20 protein-coding genes are annotated in these 24,159 nt (G+C 51.4%); 5 read left to right on the forward strand and 15 right to left on the reverse strand.

Annotated features, from left to right (window positions below; translation table 11 throughout):
* Window positions 1-2: 2 nt before the first annotated feature.
* The gene (locus IX31_RS14350; RefSeq protein ID WP_122974023.1) at window positions 3-1,385 is read right to left on the reverse strand and encodes a sensor histidine kinase; all 1,383 of its coding nucleotides are present in this window, start codon (window positions 1,383-1,385) and stop codon (window positions 3-5) included.
* A 687-nt stretch (window positions 1,386-2,072) separates the two neighbouring features.
* Window positions 2,073-5,960 carry a phosphoribosylformylglycinamidine synthase gene (gene purL / locus IX31_RS14355; protein ID WP_034459258.1) on the reverse strand — a complete coding sequence of 1,296 codons (3,888 nt, stop codon included), beginning with the start codon at window positions 5,958-5,960 and terminating at the stop codon, window positions 2,073-2,075.
* 270 nt (window positions 5,961-6,230) lie between these two features.
* On the opposite strand from purL, the gene mltF reads away from it, so the two are divergent.
* Window positions 6,231-7,787, forward strand: a complete 1,557-nt coding sequence (gene mltF / locus IX31_RS14360) for a membrane-bound lytic murein transglycosylase MltF (protein WP_034459261.1) — start codon at window positions 6,231-6,233, stop codon at window positions 7,785-7,787.
* A gap of 228 nt (window positions 7,788-8,015) precedes the next feature.
* Here mltF and IX31_RS14365 read toward each other — a convergent pair whose 3' ends face one another.
* The 4 genes from IX31_RS14365 to puuD form a co-directional block, all read right to left on the reverse strand.
* Window positions 8,016-9,296, reverse strand: a complete 1,281-nt coding sequence (locus IX31_RS14365; protein WP_034459264.1) for an NAD(P)/FAD-dependent oxidoreductase — start codon at window positions 9,294-9,296, stop codon at window positions 8,016-8,018.
* Window positions 9,297-9,298: 2 nt separating this feature from the next.
* Window positions 9,299-10,786, reverse strand: coding sequence for an aldehyde dehydrogenase PuuC (gene puuC, locus IX31_RS14370; protein WP_034459267.1), 1,488 nt, complete (start codon window positions 10,784-10,786; stop codon window positions 9,299-9,301).
* A gap of 139 nt (window positions 10,787-10,925) precedes the next feature.
* Window positions 10,926-11,483 (reverse strand): HTH-type transcriptional regulator PuuR, encoded by a 558-nt coding sequence (puuR, locus tag IX31_RS14375; RefSeq protein ID WP_034459270.1) that lies wholly within the window; start codon window positions 11,481-11,483, stop codon window positions 10,926-10,928.
* Window positions 11,484-11,508: 25 nt separating this feature from the next.
* Window positions 11,509-12,273, reverse strand: coding sequence for a gamma-glutamyl-gamma-aminobutyrate hydrolase (gene puuD / locus IX31_RS14380; RefSeq protein WP_034460102.1), 765 nt, complete (start codon window positions 12,271-12,273; stop codon window positions 11,509-11,511).
* Window positions 12,274-12,478: 205 nt separating this feature from the next.
* Here puuD and IX31_RS14385 point away from each other — a divergent pair, with 205 nt between their 5' ends.
* Together IX31_RS14385 and IX31_RS14390 are read left to right on the forward strand one after the other, a co-directional pair.
* Window positions 12,479-13,897 carry a glutamine synthetase family protein gene (locus tag IX31_RS14385; protein WP_034459273.1) on the forward strand — a complete coding sequence of 473 codons (1,419 nt, stop codon included), beginning with the start codon at window positions 12,479-12,481 and terminating at the stop codon, window positions 13,895-13,897.
* Between the two features lie 368 nt (window positions 13,898-14,265).
* A complete protein-coding gene (locus tag IX31_RS14390; RefSeq protein ID WP_034459275.1) occupies window positions 14,266-15,654 on the forward strand; it encodes an APC family permease in 1,389 nt (462 codons plus the stop codon).
* Window positions 15,655-15,761: 107 nt separating this feature from the next.
* Here IX31_RS14390 and tadA read toward each other — a convergent pair whose 3' ends face one another.
* From tadA to murQ, 4 genes are all read right to left on the reverse strand, one after another.
* Window positions 15,762-16,253: a tRNA adenosine(34) deaminase TadA gene (gene tadA, locus IX31_RS14395; protein WP_390886945.1), complete on the reverse strand. Its 492-nt coding sequence runs from the start codon at window positions 16,251-16,253 to the stop codon at window positions 15,762-15,764.
* 95 nt (window positions 16,254-16,348) lie between these two features.
* Complete coding sequence (gene yfhb, locus IX31_RS14400) at window positions 16,349-16,987, reverse strand: phosphatidylglycerophosphatase C (protein ID WP_034459281.1); 639 nt, start codon at window positions 16,985-16,987, stop codon at window positions 16,349-16,351.
* A 3-nt stretch (window positions 16,988-16,990) separates the two neighbouring features.
* Window positions 16,991-18,358, reverse strand: a complete 1,368-nt coding sequence (locus tag IX31_RS14405; RefSeq protein ID WP_034459284.1) for a PTS transporter subunit EIIC — start codon at window positions 18,356-18,358, stop codon at window positions 16,991-16,993.
* Between the two features lie 16 nt (window positions 18,359-18,374).
* Window positions 18,375-19,268 carry an N-acetylmuramic acid 6-phosphate etherase gene (murQ, locus tag IX31_RS14410; RefSeq protein WP_034460104.1) on the reverse strand — a complete coding sequence of 298 codons (894 nt, stop codon included), beginning with the start codon at window positions 19,266-19,268 and terminating at the stop codon, window positions 18,375-18,377.
* 126 nt (window positions 19,269-19,394) lie between these two features.
* Between murQ and IX31_RS14415 the strand changes: the two genes are divergently transcribed.
* Together IX31_RS14415 and IX31_RS14420 are read left to right on the forward strand one after the other, a co-directional pair.
* Complete coding sequence (locus tag IX31_RS14415; RefSeq protein ID WP_034459286.1) at window positions 19,395-20,243, forward strand: MurR/RpiR family transcriptional regulator; 849 nt, start codon at window positions 19,395-19,397, stop codon at window positions 20,241-20,243.
* Between the two features lie 55 nt (window positions 20,244-20,298).
* Window positions 20,299-20,559: a YfhL family 4Fe-4S dicluster ferredoxin gene (locus IX31_RS14420; RefSeq protein ID WP_034459289.1), complete on the forward strand. Its 261-nt coding sequence runs from the start codon at window positions 20,299-20,301 to the stop codon at window positions 20,557-20,559.
* Here IX31_RS14420 and acpS read toward each other — a convergent pair.
* The 5 genes from acpS to rnc form a co-directional block, all read right to left on the reverse strand.
* Window positions 20,556-20,936: a holo-ACP synthase gene (gene acpS, locus IX31_RS14425; protein ID WP_034459291.1), complete on the reverse strand. Its 381-nt coding sequence runs from the start codon at window positions 20,934-20,936 to the stop codon at window positions 20,556-20,558. The genes IX31_RS14420 and acpS overlap by 4 nt on opposite strands.
* Entirely contained in the window at window positions 20,936-21,667 is a 732-nt protein-coding gene (gene pdxJ / locus IX31_RS14430; protein WP_034459294.1) for a pyridoxine 5'-phosphate synthase, read from the reverse strand. The genes acpS and pdxJ overlap by 1 nt, the downstream gene beginning before the upstream one ends.
* 77 nt (window positions 21,668-21,744) lie before the next feature.
* Window positions 21,745-22,482 (reverse strand): DNA repair protein RecO, encoded by a 738-nt coding sequence (gene recO / locus IX31_RS14435; RefSeq protein WP_034459297.1) that lies wholly within the window; start codon window positions 22,480-22,482, stop codon window positions 21,745-21,747.
* A gap of 4 nt (window positions 22,483-22,486) precedes the next feature.
* Window positions 22,487-23,395, reverse strand: a complete 909-nt coding sequence (gene era, locus IX31_RS14440; protein ID WP_034459300.1) for a GTPase Era — start codon at window positions 23,393-23,395, stop codon at window positions 22,487-22,489.
* The gene (gene rnc, locus IX31_RS14445; protein WP_034459305.1) at window positions 23,395-24,075 is read right to left on the reverse strand and encodes a ribonuclease III; all 681 of its coding nucleotides are present in this window, start codon (window positions 24,073-24,075) and stop codon (window positions 23,395-23,397) included. Before rnc ends, era begins: the two co-directional genes overlap by 1 nt.
* Window positions 24,076-24,159 lie beyond the last annotated feature (84 nt).

Genomic DNA, 24,159 nt, shown 5'->3' on the forward strand with positions numbered 1-24,159 from the left:
TTTTATTTGTTCTCGGGAAAGACAGGTAACTCGATACGGAAGCAGACATCTGCCGTTTCATCATCAATCAGGTGTAATTCGCCATGCATACGACGGATACAATCCTGGGCGATACTTAATCCCAGGCCGCTACCTTTAACCGCACCTTTACGCTGGTGGCTTCCCTGATAAAAAGGTTCAAAGATCATCTCTCGCTCCGCGGACGGAATAGGGTCGCCTGTATTACCCACATCAATATAAAGCAAGTGGTCGACCTGCAAGCTTCGTAGATAAATGGTACCGGATTCAGACCCATAGTGCACCGCATTGGAATAGAGATTATCCAGCACGCTCATTAACAACATCGGTTCCGCCAGGCAAGCAACCGGGCTAATATCACACTCGGTACGCATCATTTTAGCCCGTGCAGGCAAACTGTGAGAGGCGATAATGACATCCACCAGCGGTGCCAATTCAACTTTACCCATTTCGAGTGGCACATCCGCCAGTTTACGGTTGTAATCCAGTAACTGCTCAATCAATTTTTGTAAGTGGCGGCTACTGTTATCAAGGATTTCCACCACCTCTTTTTGGTCGTTGGTCAGCGGCCCAACAACCTGATCGGCAAGCAGTTCGGTACCTTCACGCATACTGGCAAGCGGTGTTTTTAACTCATGGGAAATATGGCGTAAAAATTCGTGACGCTGGGATTCAAGCCAGGAAAGGCGCTCGCTAAGCCAGACAATGCGCTGCCCAACAGAACGTAGTTCACGCGGCCCTTTAAACAACACCGAATTGCCCAATGAACGCCCTTCGCCGAGTAAATTAATCATCTTCTCGATACCTTTCACCGGGCCGATAATCATGCGAGTAAAGATAATCACCAATGCAAAACTCAACAGGAATAATACCAGCGCCTGCCAGCCAAAGAACTGCCCGCGCTCGGCAATCTCTTGTTGAAGTTGCTGACCACGGGAAAACACCACCGCGCGGGTTGCTTGTACCATCTCAGCATTTTTGGCAGCGAAGTTTTCAAGATATGCAGCGGCAGCGGTGTCCGGGCCGCTATTTTTGCATTGTATGGTGGCAAGGTCGTTTAACGACTGGCGGAGATCTTTATAAAGATGGTTATCAGGCAAAACACCGGAATGTGCTTCGAGCATTTGCATGTAACGCTTACGCTGCCCCTGGTAAACCGTTTCAAGCGTTGCATCATCCAGCACACAATATTGGCGATAGCTACGTTCCATTTCCAGAGCAACGTTTGTCATGGCTTCGCTGCGGCGAGCATCAACCAGCGTGGTGCGATTCGTTAACGCAGCCTGATCGCTAAGTGCATTCAGGCTTTGCCAGGCTTGCCATGCCAGAACCAATAACGGAACCAGCACCAGCAAAAAGGCCATCATGACGAGCTGACGTAAGGATCGCGGGAAAAAATGCCACTGGTTCAATAGACTTATCTCATTGGGATTCTGGATAATTTGATGCTAGCGGGGAATGGCGGGAGTTTAAAGTATTGAACTCACAAAGAACATTTATACCCAAGTTACTTCATGATGCAGGTAGGCGGCAATTGAGCAAATCCCGATGAACTGACTCAAGCACTTAAAGGGCGACGGGTATAAAAACAACAAAGGCAGAGAATAATCTCTGCCTTTGTTCTGGAATCAGGCGGTGCCTTACTCAACGTTTCGCCCGGAGCATGATAAAGCAGTACAAGACTGGCAATAATCAAAAGTCGGACGGCAGGCACCTTGAGTGCATCATTCTATGGTTTATGTAGCACAACCCTTGCGGGGGCTGACATAAGAAGGTGAATGAGCCACTGCGCAGTATTATGCATTATATGTGCCATATTTGCTACAAATTACATACAGCAATGTTTCTATTATGTTTATTTGCAATAACACACGTGAATAACACAGACTATTTTTTATACACACCGTCGCTTTTTAGCAACACTACAAGAGCATCATTTCGCGCACCTTTAAAATCAATAGGTTAAGCGTCTCCATTTGGAGACAGTAAAAAGGTATGGATGTCGGGTTTTAGTGACAAAAAAATCCCTGCCGGAGCAGGGATTCTATTAAGGCTTAGCCAAGTTGCTTACGCGCATTGCGGAAAATACGCATCCACGGGCTATCTTCGCCCCACTCGGCTGGGTGCCAGGAGTTGCTGACAGTACGGAAAACACGCTCAGGGTGCGGCATCATAATGGTGACACGCCCGCTTTCGTTGGTTACGGCAGTGATACCGTTTGGTGAACCATTCGGGTTCGCCGGGTAATTCTGTGTGACTTTACCGAAGTTATCGATAAAGCGCAGAGCCACCAGGCCTTTGCTTTCCAGCGCCATCAGATGTGCCGCGTCACGCACTTCCACATGCCCTTCGCCGTGCGAAACCGCGATTGGCATATGCGAGCCGACCATGCCTTGCAACAGCAGCGATGGGCTTGACGTGACTTCAACCAGGCTGAAACGTGCTTCAAAGCGATCAGAATGGTTGCGCACAAACCGCGGCCACAGGTCGCTGCCCGGAATCAGTTCACGCAGGTTCGACATCATCTGGCAACCGTTACATACACCTAATGCCAGGGTTTGCGGGCGGTGGAAGAAGGTTTCGAACTCGTCACGTACGCGTGAGTTAAAGAGAATGGACTTCGCCCAACCTTCACCAGCACCCAGCACATCGCCATAAGAGAAGCCGCCACACGCCACCAGCGCCTGGAAATCTTCCAGACCACGGCGGCCCGCCAGTAAATCACTCATATGCACGTCGATGGCATCAAAGCCCGCGCGGTGGAAGGCGGCCGCCATTTCCACGTGAGAGTTAACACCCTGCTCGCGCAGTACGGCAACTTTTGGACGCGCACCTTTAGCGATAAACGGTGCCGCGATATCTTCTTTGATGTCGAAGCTGAGCTTAACGTTCAGGCCAGGATCGTTGTCATTAGCTTTCGCTTCATGCTCTTGATCGGCACATTCAGGGTTATCACGCAGGCGCTGCATCTGCCATGTGGTTTCTGCCCACCACATGCGAAGCGTGGTGCGGCTTTCGCTAAACACAGCGTGCTTATCGGCGGTCAGCGTGAAACGGTCACCCACAACAGCTTTGCCGAGGAAGTGAACGCAATCTGCCAGGCCGTGATCTGCCAGCGTTTTCTCAACCGCTTCGCGATCTGCCGCTTTCACCTGGATTACAGCACCTAACTCTTCATTAAAGAGTGCCGCCAGGTGGTCGCGACCTAACGTTGCGATATCCGCTTCCACGCCACAGTGACCGGCGAACGCCATCTCTGCCAGCGTGATCAACAGACCACCGTCAGAACGGTCGTGGTAAGCCAGCAGTTTCTGCTCGGCCACCAGCGCCTGAATCGCGTTAAAGAAGCCTTTCAGTTGTTCGGCACTACGAACGTCCGCAGGCTTGTCTCCCAGCTGGCGGTAAACCTGAGACAGCGCCGTGGCGCCCAGCGCGTTGTGGCCTGCGCCTAAATCGATAAGCAACAGAGCGTTATCTTCAGTACGCAGCTGTGGCGTAACGGTGCGGCGAACATCTTCAACACGGGCAAATGCGGTGATAACCAGCGACAACGGAGAGGTCATCTCACGCTGCTCGGTGCCCTCCTGCCAGCGGGTTTTCATCGACATAGAGTCTTTGCCGACCGGAATGGTCAGGCCAAGCGTTGGGCAAAGTTCTTCACCGACAGCTTTTACCGCTTCATAAAGACCTGCGTCTTCACCAGGGTGGCCTGCGGCGGACATCCAGTTTGCCGAGAGTTTGATGCGATTCAACGCGCCAATTTGCGTTGCGGCAATGTTAGTCAACGCTTCACCGACCGCCAGGCGACCTGATGCCGCAAAGTCCAGCAACGCTACCGGCGCACGTTCGCCAAGCGACATCGCTTCACCATAGTAGCTATCAAGACTTGCGGTAGTAACCGCACAGTTGGCAACCGGGATCTGCCATGGGCCAACCATCTGGTCACGGGCAACCATACCGGTAACCGAACGGTCACCAATGGTCACAAGGAAGGTTTTTTCTGCAACTGTTGGCAAATGCAGCACACGGTTTACCGCATCAGCAATCGTGATATTGCGGCAATCCAGCGCATCGCCCTTCGCTTTCAGGGTTTCAACGTTACGTTCCATTTTTGGCGTTTTGCCGAGCAGCACATCCAGCGGCATATCAATCGGCTGGTTGTCGAAATGGCTGTCGTTAAGCGTCAGGTGTTTTTCTTCGGTGGCTTCACCGATAACGGCATATGGCGCACGTTCACGGCGGCACAGTTCGTCAAATAGCGGCAACTGGTCTGGAGCAACGGCCAGAACATAACGTTCCTGGGATTCGTTACACCACACTTCTAACGGGCTCATACCCGGTTCATCATTCAGAATATCACGTAGTTCGAAACGGCCACCGCGGCCGCCGTCGCTCACCAGCTCAGGCATGGCATTGGAAAGACCGCCTGCGCCCACATCGTGAATAAACAAAATCGGGTTGGCATCGCCCAGTTCCCAGCAGCGGTCGATAACTTCCTGGCAGCGGCGTTCCATTTCTGGGTTATCGCGCTGTACGGAAGCAAAATCCAGATCCGCATCAGACTGACCGGATGCCATGGAAGATGCCGCACCGCCACCCAGACCAATATTCATTGATGGGCCACCGAGCACGATAAGTTTCGCGCCCACGGTAATTTCGCCTTTTTGAACGTGGTCGGCACGAATGTTACCGATGCCACCGGCCAGCATGATTGGCTTGTGGTAACCGCGTAACTCTTCGCCGTTATGGCTATTCACTTTCTCTTCGTATGTACGGAAGTAACCAGTCAACGCCGGGCGACCGAATTCGTTGTTAAACGCCGCACCACCCAGAGGGCCATCGGTCATGATATCGAGGGCGGTTACGATACGATCGGGTTTGCCGAAATCTTCTTCCCACGGCTGTTCAAAACCAGGGATGCGCAGGTTTGAAACCGAGAAACCAACCAGGCCAGCTTTCGGTTTGGCACCACGGCCCGTCGCACCTTCATCACGGATTTCACCACCAGAGCCTGTTGCAGCACCCGGCCATGGGGAAATAGCAGTTGGGTGGTTGTGAGTTTCAACTTTCATCAGGATATGCGCTTCCTCCTGGTGATAGTCGTAGCGACCTGCTTCATGGTCAGCAAAGAAGCGCCCTACCGAGGAGCCTTCCATCACAGCGGCGTTATCTTTGTAAGCAGATAACACGTAATCAGGCGTTTTCTCGAAGGTGTTTTTAATCATTTTGAACAGCGATTTAGGCTGCTCTACGCCGTCGATAATCCAGTCGGCATTGAAAATTTTGTGGCGGCAATGTTCGGAGTTCGCCTGCGCGAACATATACAGCTCGATGTCGTTCGGGTTGCGCCCCAGTTTGGTGAACGCATCCTGCAGGTAGTCGATTTCATCTTCTGCCAAAGCCAGTCCTAAACGGATGTTGGCTTCAACCAGTGCTTCGCGACCCTGCGTGAGCAGGTCAACACTTTGCACCGGAGCGGGCGTGTGATGAGAGAACAACTGCTGTGCATCATCAAGCGCACCAAAGACGCTTTCCATCATGCGGTCATGTAGCAATGTGGCAACTTCGTTGCGTTGTGCGTCGGTCAGTTGGCTTGCCGTCACGTAATACGCCACACCACGTTCCAGGCGCTTAACTTTGGCCAGATCGCAGTTATGGGCAATATCGGTAGCTTTAGAGGACCAGGGGGAGATGGTACCAGGACGCGGCGTGACCAGAATCAGGTGGCCTGTCGGGGCGTGGTCGGCAAGGGTTGGACCATATTTCAACAACCGTTGCAGACGGGCGTGCTCATCAGAGTCGAGCTGCGCGTCGAGATCGGCAAAGTGAACATACTCGGCATAAATGTCGCTGACCGGAAGGTTGGCGTCATTAAAGCGGGCCAGTAATTTGTTAATACGAAATGCCGATAAAGCGGGCGAACCACGCAGAATTTCCATCATCAAAGATCTCTCGTCTTCGAAACGCCAGGGGGACGCTTCAGTGGGCGCAAGGGGAAAACGGGCGCCATTATAGATAATCCATCGCCGTGACGAAACCGTTTGCGTATAAATAAGTGGATTACTTTTTATTGTTTAAAATTCAGCCAGAAATGTTGAATAAGTTGCGCAGTGGCGTTTTGTTAAGCAAAATGCGCCACACCTTTTTGTGCAACCTCAACTTTTGAAGCCTGTTGTTAGCGAAGACTCGACGCACCGCAGAAGATTAACTATTTGAAAAGATTTAAGATTAATTATCTGCTCATCGGTGCCGTAACCGTGTTGCTGGCAGTGGCGCTCTGGCCCTCCATACCCTGGTTCGGACAAACCGAAAACCGTATCGCCGCTATTCAATCGCGGGGGGTTTTACGCGTCAGTACGATTCAGTCGCCTTTGACCTACACCCTATATCAGGGAAAGAAGATCGGCCTGGATTACGAACTGGCCCAGCAGTTTGCTGATTATCTTGGCGTAAAGCTGGAAGTGACCGTTCGCCCCAATATCCAGGAGCTGTTTGATGACATTGATAATGATAATGCCGATGTGATTGCAGCAGGCCTGGTTTACAACACGCAACGTAGCCAACGTTACCAGGCCGGACCGAGCTACTACTCCGTTTCCCAGCAGATGGTTTATCGCATCGGGAGTTTCCGTCCGCGCTCTTTGGCGGACGTTAAAGAAAATCAGCTAGTTCTCTCACCCGGCGTTACGTCACTTAATGCGTTGAACAAGCTGAAAGCAGAAAAATTCCCGGATTTAAGCTGGCGAGTTGATGAACAACACAGCAGCACTGAACTGATGCAAAAAGTGGTTGATGGAGAGATTGCCTTTACTATTGCGGATTCTGTTGCCATCAGCACCTTCCAACGCGTTCATCCGCAGCTTGCTGTCGCTCTGGATGTGACCGACGAACAGCCTGTTACGTGGTTTAGCGCGTTGGATAACGATGATAGCCTTTCCGCAGCTCTACTCGATTTCTATAACCGCCTTAACAGCGATGGCACCTTTGCGCGTCTTGAAGAAAAATATCTCGGCCACGTTGGGGATTTTGACTACGTAGATACCCGTACCTTCCTGAAAGCGGTTGATACCGTGCTACCAACGCTTCAGCCGTTATTCGAAAAATATGCCACTGAAATAGACTGGCGTTTGCTGGCAGCGATTTCGTATCAGGAATCGCACTGGGATGATCAGGCCACTTCACCCACTGGCGTTCGCGGGCTTATGATGCTGACCAAAAATACCGCGCAAAGTCTCGGTGTTTCTGACCGGTTAGACCCAGAGCAAAGCATTGAAGGGGGGAGTCGTTATCTGAAAGATATGATGTCAAAAGTCCCTGAGAGCGTGCCAGAGGATGAGCGTATTTGGTTTGCTCTGACGGCCTATAACATGGGGTATGCCCATATGCTTGATGCCCGTCAGCTTACAGCGAAACAGAAAGGTAATCCGGACAGTTGGGCGGATGTAAAAACTCGGCTACCTTTGCTGAGTCAAAAACAGTATTACAGCAAAACCACTTATGGTTACGCCCGTGGCCATGAGGCTTATGCCTATGTAGAAAATATCCGTAAGTATCACATCAGTCTTGCGGGATATTTACTTGAAAAAGAGAAGCAGGCGGCGCAAGAAGAAAAATATGCTGAAGCTTACCCAGTTGTAACCCCTGTAGAGCTTGCTACTCCAGGCTACGGGCCTTTTCCTTTAGGGCCTTTTTCTCAAGACGGCGGACTCGAGAAAAAACAGATAACATTGCCGAGCACTCTTCTGCCAGTACGCCCTCAGTCACCGTAACCTGGTGACTCATCCCAGGATGGCCCGAAACATCCATTAGCGAAGCAATCATATTCTACTGATGCAGTGCGCCATCGAGGCACAAGTAAAGAAAAAATGGACAACCCTAAACGGAGTTGTCCATTTTATTTCTGATGAGAGCTTTCCATCATAAGTCATAGTAATACAAATAAAATATGCTCTCAGACACGTTGCCTTATATCAGGCATCAGTCGATTAGAGAGTTAATCACACACCAAGACGATCGCGCAGTTTGTAGTAGGCCGCCCCCATCGCGGTGAACGGGATACGCAGGCTGCGACCACCAGGGAATGGGTAATGCGGCAGGTTGGCAAACGCATCGAAACGCTCAGCATCACCGCGCAGAAGTTCGGAGATCAAACGCCCCGCCAGATGCGTACAGGTCACGCCGTGTCCGCTGTAGCCCTGCATATAATAGATGTTGTTATCCAGGCGGCCAAACTGTGGCATCCGTGAAAGAGTCAACAGGAAGTTGCCGGTCCAGCTGTAATCGATTTTCACGCCCTTTAGTTGCGGGAAAGTTTTCAGTAGGTTGGGCATTACCAGACGTTCAATATCCGCAGGGTCTCGAGCGCCATATACCACCCCGCCGCCATAGAGCAGACGGTTATCGCCAGTCAGACGGTAGTAGTCCAGCAAGTAGTTACAGTCTTCCACACAGTAATTTTTCGGAATCAGTGAGCGGGCTACGTCTTCACCCAGTGGTTCGGTGGTCAGCACCTGGGTACCACACGGCATACTGCGTTTTGCCAGTTCCGGCTCGAGCTTATCGCCGAGATAAGCGTTACCCGCCACAATGACATAACGTGCCGTGACCTGGCCTTTTGCGGTGCTGACAACTGCCGGGCTGGTGTGCTGGATGTTAATTACCGGTGACAATTCATAGACGCGGCCGCCGTTAAGGCGAATGGCATTGGCTTCGCCGATAGCCAGATTCAGCGGGTGAATATGGCCACCGCTATGGTCGAGCAAGGCGCCAACATAACGGTCGCTGTCCACTTCACGGCGTAGCTCATCGGTATCCAGCAGCTCCAGATGGATGTTGCCGTAGCGCTCCCAGTTAGCTTTTTGTTCTTCCAGGGTTTCCATCTGCTTGCGGTTCATGGCGACAAACAATCCGCCTGGACGGTAGTCACAGTCAATCTGGTAGCGTTTGATGCGTTCGCGAATGATCTCGCCGCCTTCAAACATCATGCCACCTAGCATTCTTGCGGCGTCTGGACCGTAAGTGCGTTCGATGACGTCGATGTCACGGCTGTAGGAGTTAACGAGCTGGCCGCCGTTACGCCCGCTTGCGCCAAAGCCGATGCGTGCCGACTCAAGCAGCACTACGTCATAACCCATTTCCGACAGATGAAGTGCTGAGGAAAGTCCGGTGTAACCTCCTCCGACGATACACACATCGCAGGAAACGGATTCTTCAAGCTGTGGAAACGGCTCATACTGATTAGCGCTGGCGGCGTAATAGCTGGTGGTATGTTCAGACATGATTAAGACTCCAGGGAGATCCAGATTGTTTTTAGTTCGCTAAATTTTTCCAGCGCGTGCAGGGATTTATCGCGGCCATTACCACTCTGTTTGTAGCCACCGAACGGTACGGTCATATCGCCATCGTTGTAGTTGTTGATGAAGACTGAGCCAGCTTTAAGGCGTCGGCTCATGCGATGAGCACGGGAAAGATCGCGGGTCCACACTGCAGCACCCAGGCCGTAGTCGCTGTCGTTAGCTAATTCCAGCGCCAGCGCTTCGGTGGTGAACCGGGTAATAACCAGAACGGGTCCGAAGATTTCATCTCGGCCCGGGCGAGTATTCGGATCGATGTCGACAAAAATGGTTGGGCCAATGGCAGCAGGATGTTTACCATCACGGCCGTCTAACACCAGCTTGCCCAGGCTTTCACCATCGCGGATAAAATTGTGTACGTTGTCGGCGTGGGCGTTATCAATCAGCGTGCCCATTGTGGTATTCGGATCAAGTGGATTGCCTGGCAGCCAGTTATTGGCCTGCTCTTTTAGCAGAGCAATAAACTCGTCGGCGATGCTATCTTCCAGCAGTAGACGAGCTCCAGCGATACATACCTGACCCTGATTGTAGAAAATCCCTGCGGCGGTATTGGCTGCGGCATTTTGCAGATCCGGGCAGTCGGCGAACACGATGTTGGCACTTTTACCACCCGCCTCCAGCCAGACACGCTTCATGTTGCTATCCCCCGAATCTCTCAGCAGCTGTTTACCCGTACGAGTTGAACCGGTGAAAGTGATAACGTCCACGTCCGGATGCTGTGACAGCGCCTGGCCGGCTTCATGACCGAAACCTGGGATGACGTTAAACACACCGTCAGGCAGACCCGCTTCTTTCGCAAGCTGCGCCAGACGAATTGCTGTCAGCGGGGATTTTTCAGAAGGTTTGAGGATCACGCTGTTACCTGTCGCCAGCGCCGGGCCGAGCTTCCAACAGGCAAGCAGCAGAGGAAAGTTCCACGGCACCACAGCGGCAACAACGCCGATCGGCTCACGTACGATCATCGCCAACTCATTCACGCCGGTGGAGGCGACCTCACCGTAAACTTTATCAATCGCTTCCGCGTACCAGCGAATGGCGCGGGCGGCACCTGGAATATCATCACGCAGGCTATGGCGAATAGGCTTACCGGTATCAAGTGTCTCCAGCAGCGCCAGCTCCTCGTGATGCAGCTCCATTAAATCAGCAAGTTTGCTCAGTACGGCTTTGCGTTTTGCAGGAGAGGCCTGCGACCAGTCACCGCGCTCAAAAACATCCCTGGCGGCACGTACAGCAATATCAACATCGGCTTTTTTGCCGCGGGAAACCTGGGTAAGCGTGCGCTGCGCGGCAGGATCGACAATGTCAAAAGTGTCATTGTCCTGAGCCTGGCAATATTGACCGTTAATAAACAGGCGGCTTTCAAGCGTGATATTTTTTGCTTTTTCCTGCCAGTAATTCAGATACTGAAAGTCCATAATTACTCCTTAGATTCAATAAGATAAAATGTCTTTCTTCGCTGTTGTCGGCAAAATCTGGCTGCAAGTTGCCCCAGGAAATAAATCCCGTAAAAAGTTTTTTAAAAAAGCGGCCTGAATAACTCAGGCCGAATGGACTTCAGAACGTGGTGGGAGTGTGGGCGCTGATAATGCGGCAGATGCCTGCCGAGGTGTTGCTGAAGCTATGAGGTATGCCGGTGTTGATGGCATAACTTTGCCCTGCAACCAGGTGATATGTCTGACCGTTGATGGTCAGTATCACTTCACCTTCCAGTATCGTGCCTATCTCTTCACCCTGGTGCTTGATCCTCTCTCCAGTCGTCGTACCGGGTTGATAAGTCTCGAAGATCATCGCCAGTGTACGGTTCGGATTTCCGTTGTGTACTAGCTTCATTGAAACGCCCTGACTACCGATCTCAATCAGGTCATCCTGATTGATAACCACTTGTGGTTCATCAGGTTTTTCCGGGTCCGCGAAGAACTCGGAGAGCGACAGCCCATAAACTTTCAGTAACTTCTGTAGCGTACTGATTGCAGGACTGACTTTATCCTGCTCTATGGTGCTGATGGCACTATGCGTTAATCCAGACAGTTCGGCGGCACGACGTTGTGAAAGACCCAATTGCTGGCGGATCGCTGACAAACGTTTTCCCGGCGCCAGGCCGTCATCGCTCATATTGGTATTTCCTTAACAGTAGTGGTCAGAGTCGCTGTTTTTCAGCGATATAGTTCTGACAAGCGTTGATAAAACCTTCTAGCAATAAACGCGACAGCGCGTATTCGCTACTGTTCCATTCTGGATGCCATTGTACACCAAGGGCGAATGGGTGATCGTGTACGCTGATGGCTTCCACCAGGCCATCCGGTGAACGTGCTTCCACACGTAACAGACGACCCAGCGATTTCGCGCCTTGTCCATGGAGTGAATTAACCCAAAACGAGTTGCAACCCGGTATTAAAGAAGAAAGTAATCCTCCCTGTTGAACCTGGACTTCGTGGGATGGGGCGTACTGCTGCTCCATCGGCAGTTCGTGATCTTCTCGGTGCTCGAGAAATTCGGGCAGCTCGTGTAGGCGACGATATAACGTCCCACCCGTAGCAACCACCATTTCCTGCAAACCCCGGCAGATGGCGAAAATGGGAATGCGCCTTTCAAGCCCGGCATTGATCAGCGCCAGGCTCAGTTCATCACGCCCGGGATCGGCGTCAGGCTCATCGCCGTTTTCACCATAGAGGTGCGGCTGTACATTGCTGGGGCTCCCCGGCAGAAAAATGCCATCAAGCTTAGGAAGAAATGCGTTCAGCAATTCTGGCTCCGCCAGCGCATGAGGGAGGGCAACAGGCAACCCACCAGCATTTAAAACCGCATTCAGATACTTTTCTTGCAACGTCTGGGTCTCATGACCCTTAAGCCTGTTTCTGCACATGACGACGCCAATAACTGGCCTGTCAAATATATTGCCCATGATCGACCTCACATTCTGGACTAAATTATTGCCAAAAGATTCCATTCCGCTCTATTCCGTTCAATATTTTATCAATCTAGCAGCGGTATAACCTATTTGCAAAGTTCATTTAACATTTGACAAACATTTAAATTGGCACCAATGTCGAATGGTGGACATTATATTTAACAGCAAAAAAACGCATCCAATGCAACGGTGGTCAATCATGGATACCAATATCGTAGAAGTTGAGAATTTCGTTCAGCATTCCGAAGAGAGACGAAGTAGCGCGTTCGCACGTGAAGTAAAAACCTACCTCGAGCGTTACCCCAGTACCCAATATGTTGATGTCCTTATTACAGATCTGAACGGAGGCTTCCGTGGCAAACGCATCCCGGTTTCCAGCCTACGTAAGATAGAAAAAGGCTGTTACTTCCCGGCATCCGTCTTTGCGATGGATATCCTGGGCAACGTGGTGGAAGAAGCCGGTCTTGGCCAGGAATTAGGTGAGCCAGATCGCAATTGTGTACCGATTCCTGGAACATTAACCCCGTCAGCGGCGGACCCGGAACTTATCGGGCAGATGATGCTGACCATGCTGGATGAAGATGGCGCTCCCTTTGACGTTGAGCCGCGCAACGTGCTTAACCGACTCTGGCAGAAGTTACGCCAGCGTGGTTTGCACCCCGTGGTAGCGGTAGAGCTGGAGTTCTATTTACTCGATCGCCAGCGTGATGCAGACGGCTATCTGCAACCTCCTTGCGCGCCGGGTACTGAAGATCGTAATACCCAAAACCAGGTTTACTCTGTCGATAACCTCAATCACTTTGCCGATGTGCTCAGCGATATTGATGAGTTGGGCCGCCTGCAATTGATTCCAGCAGATGGTGCTGTCGCCGAAGCCTCCCCAGGCCAGTTCGAGATTAACCTGCACCATACCGATAACGTACTGGATGCCTGCGATGATGCGCTGGCACTAAAACGTCTGGTCCGTTCAGTGGCAGAAAAACATAAGATGCACGCCACTTTTATGGCGAAACCGTATGAAGAGCACGCAGGAAGCGGGATGCATATTCATATCAGCGTCCTGAACGGCAAAGGTGAGAATGTATTGGCGGACGCCGATGGCGAAGACTCCGCACTTCTTAAACGTGCACTTGCGGGCATGATTGACCTGATGCCGGCATCTATTGCGATGCTTGCTCCGAACGTCAACTCCTACCGTCGTTTCCAGCCCGGTATGTATGTGCCGACACAGGCTTCGTGGGGGCATAACAACCGTACCGTCGCGCTGCGTATCCCTTGTGGCGATCGCGATAACCATCGTATTGAGTACCGTGTAGCGGGGGCAGATGCCAACCCTTATCTGGTGATGGCAACAATTCTTGCAGGCATCCTGTATGGCCTGGATAACGATCTGCCATTGCAGGAAGAAGTTGAAGGGAACGGCCTGGAGCAGGAAGGACTGCCTTTCCCTATTCGCCAGAGCGATGCGCTATGGGAATTTACCCAGAACGATCATCTGCGCGAGCTGTTAGGCGAACGATTTGTTCATGTCTTCCATGCCTGTAAGAACGATGAGCTGATCCAATTTGAACGAATGATCACAGAAACGGAAATTGAGTGGATGTTGAAAAACGCCTGAGTGTAGCCATGCCGGGGTAGCTTTATGCTGCCCGGCAGCAAAATTAAGCAGCATCATAAGGTCTGATCGGAGCCGGACCGGAAACGTTGCAGGGCTAACCTGCCATTTCCCTGAGTCGCATAACGGAGCACGCGGCAACGGGTCTTCAGTTAAACGACAGATTGTATGACGAGGAAATGAGATGATGCAGATGTTCAAATACCCGCACGGCGAAGGCGAATGCTGCTGCCATATTGATTACGACGGACCTGTTAATGGTCATAGCCCGATATTTACGCCTCTGGTTCCACGTTTAACCCCCAGCCTGAGCAGGTTTGCTATAACGACGATATTATCGCAAACCTCCACATGCATGGGGGGGCCAGGCCATGGCGACTAACACTTCTATTGAAAACCTTTCGCCGGCGGGAAAACCGCAACTGCGTAAATCTTTAAAACTCTGGCAAGTGGTGATGATGGGGCTGGCCTATCTCACACCCATGACGGTGTTTGATACCTTCGGGATTGTTTCTGGCGTCAGCGAAGGTCACGTACCGGCATCCTATCTTCTTGCACTGGCGGGCGTACTTTTTACCGCCATCAGCTACGGTAAGCTGGTACGCCAGTTCCCGCAGGCTGGCTCTGCTTATACCTATGCGCAAAAGGCTATTAGCCCCCATGTTGGTTTTATGGTGGGCTGGTCGTCGCTGCTGGATTATCTGTTCCTGCCGATGATTAATGTCTTGCTGGCGAAAATCTATCTATCGGCGCTGTTTCCCGACGTTCCACCCTGGATTTGGGTCATCGGTTTTGTGACTATCCTCACCGTTATCAACCTGAAAAGCGTGAACCTGGTGGCTAACTTCAACACTTTGTTTGTGTTGGTACAGATTTGCATCATGGTGGTGTTTATTATTCTGGTTGTTCAGGGGCTGCATAAAGGAGAAGGCGTTGGCACAGTCTGGTCGCTACAACCTTTCATCAGCCAGAACGCACATCTCCTCCCCATCATCACTGGCGCAACAATAGTCTGTTTCTCGTTTCTTGGTTTCGACGCGGTAACAACGCTTTCAGAAGAAACGCCGAATGCAGCGCGCACCATTCCTAAAGCCATATTCCTCACAGCGGTCTACGGCGGAATCATCTTTATCGCGGCATCATTCTTTATGCAGTTATTCTTCCCGGATAACATCCGCTTCAAGGATCCGGATGCGGCACTGCCGGAAATTGCCCTGTATGTGGGAGGGAAACTATTCCAGTCCATCTTCCTGTGTACGACCTTCGTTAACACGCTGGCTTCAGGCCTGGCATCCCATGCCAGCGTCTCACGACTGCTGTACGTTATGGGGCGCGATAACGTCTTCCCGGAGAAATATTTCGGCTACGTGCACCCAAAATGGCGTACCCCAGCACTGAATGTACTGATGGTCGGCATCGTATCGCTTTCCGCACTGTTCTTCGACCTGGTGACCGCAACAGCACTGATAAACTTCGGTGCGCTGGTCGCATTTACCTTCGTGAATATCTCAGTCATCAACCACTTTTGGCGCCGTGAAGGACGAAACAAAACCTGGAAGGATAAGTTTCACTATCTGATACTGCCGCTGACTGGAGCGATTACTGTGGCAGTGTTGTGGATCAACCTGGAAACAACATCTCTGACACTCGGCCTGATATGGGCAGCGGTAGGTCTGGGATATCTTACCTATCTCACACGTAGCTTCCGAAAGCCACCGCCACAGTTCAATGCTGCTAAGGCTGAGCGGGCCTGGGAGTAGTTAAAATAGTGGGTTAATTTATGAGGCGGGTTGCTTGAAAAGGCGGCTCGCTTTTTTATGAGAGAATATTGTTAAATAAATCGTACCCTCACCTACGAGCCAGGTGTTTAACTGTCCAACTTATTGGGGTTATTACCATTTCGGGCCTTTTCCTTTAGGGCCTTTTTCTCAAGACGACGGGCTCGAAAAAAATCACTTAACATTGCCGAGCACTCTTCTGCCAGTACACCCTCAATCACATTAATCTGATGATTCATTCCTGGGTGCCCCACCACGTCCATCAAAGATCCAATTGCCCCGGTCTTAGCATCACGTGCACCAAACACCAGGTTTCCGATACGTCCATGCACCATCGCACCTGCACACATAACGCACGGTTCGAGGGTGACATACAACGTGCTATCCAATAGACGGTAGTTTTGCAGCACCAAACCGCCCTGACGCAACGCCATAATTTCAGCATGGGCTGTCGGATCGTGTCGCCCGATAGAACGGTTCCAACCTTCACCAATCACCTGGTTGTTATGGACCAGCACTGCACCGACCGGAACTTCACCTTCTTCCCACGCGCGGCGCGCAAGGGTCAGCGCGTGGCGCATCCAGTGTTCGTGGGTAAATTCACTTTCTGACAAGAGAGGTCTCTCCGGGCACGTTTCGGGCGCGCATTATACACAGCTCCTTTTTGTACCCAAAATTATTCGAGCTGCTGTAATTGACCTTGCGGCGTAACCCGCCAGCGATGCTGGCAAAAATAGAGCAGCGGGTTGTCCTGGTTGCTGTCGCTGTAACCGCTGTAGAGCTGCAAAGGTGTGCCGATTTGCTGTTCCAGTTGCGAGACTTTTTCATGCCCAAGACAGCGTAATGTGAGCACCCACCCACCGTGAGAACGCTTGATTTGGCTGGCAATCAGCTTCACTTTCGGTAGCCATGGCGTGTCGAAATAAACCTGCTGCACCAACGGTTGCGGTGAACCGGTGATAAGCCAGACATCAGCATCTGAACTTGTCAGGTAATCGGTAAGACGCTGCTGCACCACCGGAAAAGCTGTAACTTGACCACGAAACCAGGTAACGAAGTTTGCTTCCAGCTGCTTGAGGCGCGTTTCACTATGTCCAAATGTCGCGCCCCACAGTAATAGACTCATCGGCCAGCGAGCAGCACGTCCTTTAATCAGCAACGCGCCACCTATCACCGGCAAAAGCGGAATGACAAGTAACAGATTGAGAGGTTGATGGCGCAGCAGGAAGCGCAAGAAACTGCCAAACATATCCTGCTGATGAAGCGTGCCATCTAAATCGAAAAATACTACCCGACGCTCACTCTGAGTTGTCAAACGTTACTCCTCTGGATCGTTAAAGCCCATAAACCATGTAAATAAGAACCCTGCGATAACCGCTATCAGAAAGCCTAACAGATAGAGCATCACTTTTCCGGTAACAATGGTTAAAGCCAGCGGTAAACCTGAAATGCCAAATGTAATAACCGTCGCGACTTTCCAGTAGCTGATTAATGCCCCGCCAACCGCGCCACCTAAACATGCACCAATAAATGGTTTACCAAGCGGTAAAGTCACCCCGAAAATCAGCGGTTCACCAATACCAAGCAGCCCAACGGGTAATGCACCTTTGATAAGTTTTTTCAGGCGCTGATTGCGTGTTTTAATAAAGACCGCAAGTGCAGCGCCAACTTGCCCGACGCCCGCCATCGCCAGAATTGGCAATAATGCGTTCTGCCCATGAGTCTGAATAAGCTCAACATGAATCGGCACTAGCCCCTGATGCAAACCAGAAAGCACCAATGGCAAGAACGCACCGGAAAGCACCGCGCCAACCACCAGACCACCTTTGTCGATAGCCATTGTTGCGCCATGGGCAATGGCATCGGAAATCAGGCCACCCAACGGTTGCAAAGCAACAATAGCAATCGAAGCGGTAATCAACGTGGTCAGCAGCGGGTTGAGAATCAGCTCGATGGAGCCCGGCAGCAACCGGCGCAAGCGTTTTTCAATCCAGCACATCAACGCCACCACCAGCAATACGGCGATAACCCCCCCGCGGCCAGGCTGGAGGTTTTCACCAAACAGGTGGATTTGCGCCAGTTGCGGGCTGGAAAGAATCCCCGCCATCACGCCACCCATCGCCATCGAACCACCGAAGACTTTCGCGGCGTTCACACCCACCAGAATATTCATGATAGCAAACACTGCGCTACCGAATATGGCGAGTAAACCGAGAATGTTCGGGTACTGGGTGGCCATATCGCCAACAATATCCGGGCGCTTCAGAATGTTGATAATTCCAGTAATCAGACCCGATGCAATAAAAGCAGGAATCAATGGAATAAAGACATTCGCCAGTTTGCGTAGCGCTTCACTCATCGGAGCCTGATAACGCGCTTTGGCTTGAGCCTTATTGTGCGCGATATCATCTTCACTTGAGATAGTCTGGTCGCTGCTTTGCAGCAGTTCGCGCATCGCGTCAACCACCTGGGCTGCACGCCCAGGGCCGACAATCAGCTGATGCTGCGAACCTTGCTTCACATAACCGCTGACGCCCGGCAGTTTTTTCAGGCGAGCAATATCAAGCAGGCTATCGTCCTTAAGCTCAACACGCACGCGGGTCATGCAGTTTTCAAGACGGATGATATTTTCCTGCCCACCGATGCCAGGCAAAATTTCACGGGCCAAAGTCGCTGTCTTATCCATGATTCAGTGCCTGCTTTTAGTTTTTTAAAGCGGTACGGAGATAGCCATCGCTGTCTGCCAGACGTGCATAAGCTGTCTGCGCATCCACACCGGTGAGTATCATAAGAATGGCGGGTTTTACTTCATAATCAGTTTGTTTGAGTGCATTTTCGGCATCGATACGAGCAGCACCAGTAGCTTCAACAACGATACGGCATGCCCGGTCCACAAGTTTGATATTGGTCGCTTTCATGTCCACCATCAGGTTTTGGTACACCTTGCCCAGCTTGACCATTGCACCCGTTGAAATCATATTCAGTACGAGCTTCTGTGCAGTGCCTGATTTCAGACGAGTGGAACCGGTCAACGCTTCCGGGCCAACGACGGGAGAGATTGCAATTTCAGCCTCCTGCGCAATAGCTGATCCTGGGTTGCAGGAAATGGCGGCAGTACGGCATCCGAGGTTACGCGCATAACGCAGGCCACCAATCACATATGGCGTGCGACCTGACGCTGCAAGCCCAACGACCATATCATTAGTTGTCAGGTCTAATGCCTTCAGATCGTCTTCACCCAATTGCTGGTTGTCTTCAGCACCTTCAACGGCTTTCAGCAATGCACCAGGGCCACCCGCAATTAAGCCAATGACCAAGCCATGCGGAACACCGAACGTTGGTGGGCATTCAGAGGCATCCAGAACACCAAGCCGCCCGCTGGTCCCTGCCCCCATATAAATCAAACGTCCGCCTGCCTTGAGTGATTCACTTGCGGCATCGACGGCAAGGGCAACTTCCGGCAATGTTTTTTCAACTGCCCCAGCCACCAGCGCGTCTTGTTGATTAAAACGCTCAACCATTTCGAGTGTTGAGAGGCAATCGAGATCCATTGTTTGTAGATTACGAGTTTCAGAAACGAGAGAGCCGAGATTCATCATGCACCTTTGAATATTTAATTCCTTACAGTTTCCACATAATGGAATATAAAATTCATTCAGGCGAGCGTAATTTACGTTATTATGGAGCGGCTCACATTATTGACCCGGCAGACTGGAGAGGACATGAACTGTTTACTGCGTATTCGAAGCCGCTACTCAACGCTTGCACAGAGTGACCGTAAACTGGCCGACTTTCTGTTGGAAAAACCCGACTATGCTCGCCATTTGAGTTCGCAGCAGCTTGCGGCTGAAGCCGGAGTGAGTCAGTCCAGCGTAGTGAAATTTTCCCAAAAATTAGGTTTCAAAGGCTTCCCTGCTCTCAAACTTGCCATCAGTGAAGCTCTCGCCAGCGGCCAGGAACCGCAATCAGTCACGGTGCATAACCTTATTCTTGGAGACGATCCGCTGCGGCTGGTGGGCGAGAAACTGATCAAGGATAATATGGCGGCGATGCACGCAACACTTGATGTCAACAGTGAAGAAAAGCTGCTGGCAAGTGTGAATATGCTACGCAATGCGCGGCGTGTGCTGCTGGTAGGCATCGGTGCATCCGGGTTAGTTGCCAAAAACTTTGCCTGGAAGCTGATGAAAATCGGGATTAACGCGGTAGCAGAGCAAGACATGCATGCGTTGCTTGCGACTGCGCAAGCCTCAAGCAGTGACGATGTATTACTGGCGATTTCCTATTCTGGTGAACGGCGTGAGATAAATCTCGCCGCCGATGAAACCCTGCGCACTGGCGCGAAGATCCTCGCCATCACAGGCTTTACGCCAAACGCACTACAGCAACGTGCAACCCTGTGCCTGTATACCATCGCCGAAGAACAGGCGACACGCAGTGCGGCAATTTCATCAACAAGTGCGCAGATGATGCTGACCGATTTACTTTTTATGGCGCTGGTACAGAGGGATCTGGAGCACGCACCGAAGCGCATTCGCCACAGCGAAGCACTGGTAAAAAAACTGGTTTGATCGGGGATTGGGCGTATAATGCCCGCCCTGTTTCTGATGTTATCGAGATCTTCCCATGGCGCTACTTATCACTAAAAAATGTATCAACTGCGATATGTGCGAACCGGAGTGCCCGAATGAGGCAATTTCCATGGGTGACAGCATTTACGAAATCAATACCGACCGTTGCACCGAGTGCATTGGACATTATGAAACGCCAACCTGCCAGAAAGTTTGCCCGATCCCAAATACCATTATCAAAGATCCAGCGCATACTGAAAACGAAGAGCAACTTTGGGATAAGTTCGTCCAGTTGCACCACGCCGATAAGCTTTAATCTTCGATAATAACCGTTGCGCAGGCGTAATGCCGCTCATCGGCAAGCGTCACGTGTACAGAACGCACGCCCATTCTTTCAGCGACTCGCTCCGCCTCTTCCCAAAAGCGTAGCTGCGGTTTACCAAGTGGATCGTTAAACACTTCGAATTGGTTAAACGCCAGGCCGTTACGAATGCCGGTGCCAAATGCTTTAGCCGCCGCTTCTTTTACCGCAAAACGTTTTGCAAGAAAGCGCACCGGTTGCTGGTGCGCCTGGTATTGCAACCATTCGTTGGCACTGAGCACACGCTTTGCCAGCCGATCGCCGGAACGCGAGATAACGCCCTCAATACGCGCAATCTCCACAATATCGGTGCCCAGGCCAAGAATAGCCATTAGCTACGCGCTTCCTGCATCAGGCGTTTCATTTCAGCCACGGCTTCTTTCAAACCGCTCATTACCGCACGGCCAATAATAGCGTGGCCGATATTTAGTTCGTGCATTTCCGGCAGGCGGGCAATGGCTTTTACATTGTGATAAGTCAGGCCGTGCCCGGCATTCACTTTCAGGCCTTTTCCAGCAGCGTAGGTCGCGGCTTCAGCGATACGAGCCAATTCTTTGGCCTGAGTCGCGTCGTCTTCAGCATCCGCATAGCAACCAGTATGAATTTCGATATATGGCGCACCAACGGCCACTGCGGCATCAATTTGCGCGTGGTCAGCATCGATAAACAGAGAAACCAGGATACCGGCATCAGCCAGGCGTTTGCAGGCCTCACGCATTTTATCCAGTTGACCCGCAACATCCAGACCACCTTCAGTGGTCACTTCCTGACGCTTTTCCGGCACAAGGCAGCAGAAATGAGGTTTGGTTTCGCAAGCAATACCAATCATCTCTTCGGTTACAGCCATTTCAAGGTTCATACGTGTATCAAGAGTCTGACGCAGGATACGAACATCACGATCAGTGATATGGCGGCGATCTTCACGCAAGTGAACCGTAATACCATCGGCCCCGGCCTGCTCGCAGATAAATGCGGCTTGCACTGGATCAGGATATGCCGTGCCGCGCGCGTTACGCAAAGTTGCGATGTGATCGATATTGACGCCTAACAGTAATTCAGACATGCCTTTCCTCGGGGTCAGAACGGTTTTAGTTGAGGCAGTTTACACCGGGTAAGGAAAGCGTGGCTACGGGCCTTGCGTTATTGCGGGTCTTGAGGTGATTTGAGTGGTCGAATTTTGGGCACAAACTGGCGGAACAATTCGCGGCTTTTGAGAGGCTTGCCACCAAGATAGGGTTTTAATGCCATACGCGTAAAACGTTTAGCAGCGCGCAACGTGGCTACGTCAGGGAACTCACGATTAGCAAGCGCTCTTAATTCATGGCCGGTAAAGCTGTAATGATCGACGACAAGGCTTGCGATAAAGCCTTTTTCTTCACGGTATCGATAGGTCATGGTGTCACTGACTTCTTCGCCACTTCCTGCACAATGCAGAAAATCCACGCCATAACCCAGATGCCCAAGCAGAGCTAATTCAAAACGGCGTAAAGCGGGTTCGGGTGAACCGCTGGTTCCAGCGAGAGCCTGAATACAGTGGAGGTAATCGAAGAATAATTCGGAGAAACGGGTTTCGTCTTCCAGTACACGTGAAATCAGTTCATTGACATACAGGCCGCTGTAAAGCGTGATACCACTCAGGGGAAGTGCAAGCGAGACAGCTTCGGCGCTACGTAGCGTTTTAACTTCACCACGCCCGCCCCAGCGAACCAGCAAGGGGGTAAAGGGTTGTAGAGTCCCTTTAAGATTAGAGCGGCGAGAACGAGCGCCTTTCGCAATTAAACGAACGCGCCCGGACTCTTCAGAAAAAAGATCAAGTAGAAGGCTGGTTTCGCTCCAGGGGCGACTATGCAGGACAAAAGCCCGTTGCCAGCCTTCCATTTTCTTATTTCAGATCGTCGGTATAACCCAGGCTACGCAGCGCGCGCTCGTCGTCTGCCCAACCGGATTTCACCTTCACCCACAGTTCAAGGTGGATTTTGGCTTCAAACATCTCTTCCATGTCTTTACGCGCTTCGATACCGATGGTTTTGATTTTGGCGCCTTTATTGCCAATAACCATCTTCTTCTGGCCTTCACGTTCAACCAGAATCAAACCATTGATGTCGAAACCACCACGGGCGTTAGTCACAAACTGTTCAATCTCAACGGTGACAGAATATGGAAGTTCTGCCCCCAGGAAACGCATCAGTTTTTCACGGATGATTTCAGAAGCCATGAAACGCTGTGAACGGTCAGTGATGTACTCTTCCGGGAAGTGATGAATCGCTTCTGGTAGACGTTTGCGAACGATGCTGGCGATGGTGTCCACGTTCATGCCGTTTTCCGCAGAGATAGGCACGATATCGAGGAAGTTCATCTGGCTGCCGAGGAATTGCAGATGCGGCAGCAGAACGCCTTTATCCTGAACGTTATCGACTTTGTTCACAGCAAGAATTACCGGCGCGCGCGCGTCACGCAGTTTGTTAAGCACCATCTCATCGTCGGCGGTCCACTTCGTGCCTTCAACGACGAAGATAACCAGCTCAACGTCACCGATGGAGCTGCTGGCAGCTTTGTTCATCAGGCGGTTGATAGCGCGCTTTTCTTCCATATGCAGCCCTGGGGTATCGACGTAGATCGCCTGATACGGGCCTTCAGTATGGATGCCCATAATGCGGTGACGTGTCGTCTGCGCTTTACGGGAAGTGATAGAGATTTTTTGCCCAAGCAACTGGTTTAGCAGCGTGGATTTGCCGACATTCGGGCGACCAACGATGGCCACGAATCCGCAAAAGGTTTGTTCTTCGCTCATTATTCCAGCTCCAGCTTGATAAGCGCCTGCTCAGCTGCAGCCTGTTCCGCTTTACGGCGGCTTGAACCAGTACCAATGACCGGCTCAGGCAGGCCACTCACCTGACAGTGAATGGTAAATTCCTGATCGTGCGCTTCACCACGAACCTGTACTACCAAATAAGATGGCAGCGGCAAGTGGCGACCCTGCAAATACTCTTGCAGACGCGTCTTAGGGTCTTTTTGCTTATCGCCTGGGCTAATTTCATCCAGACGAGATTGATACCAGGAAAGAATTAAACGCTCAACATTCTGGATATCGCTGTCGAGGAAAACACCACCAATTAAGGCTTCGACGGTATCGGCCAGAATAGATTCGCGGCGGAAACCACCACTTTTCAACTCACCCGGCCCAAGGCGCAGACATTCGCCCAATTCAAATTCGCGGGCAATTTCTGCCAGTGTATTTCCGCGCACAAGCGTTGCACGCATACGGCTCATATCACCTTCGTCTACACGAGGGAAACGATGGTAAAGCGCGTTTGCAATAACGTAGCTAAGAATGGAGTCACCCAGAAATTCCAGACGCTCATTGTGCTTGCTGCTGGCACTGCGATGCGTTAATGCCTGCTGCAACAGATCCTGATGTACAAAAGTGTAGCCCAGCTTACGCTGCAGCCTATTAATTACGATGGGGTTCATGCGATACCAATTAATGAATGCGTCAATTATTCAGCACACGGAACAGACCTGAAAAAGAGAACCAACGCTGTTTCGTTTGCCGTG

The sequence above is a fragment of the Buttiauxella noackiae genome, from assembly GCF_000737905.1.
In the GTDB taxonomy this organism is placed as follows: domain Bacteria; phylum Pseudomonadota; class Gammaproteobacteria; order Enterobacterales; family Enterobacteriaceae; genus Buttiauxella; species Buttiauxella noackiae.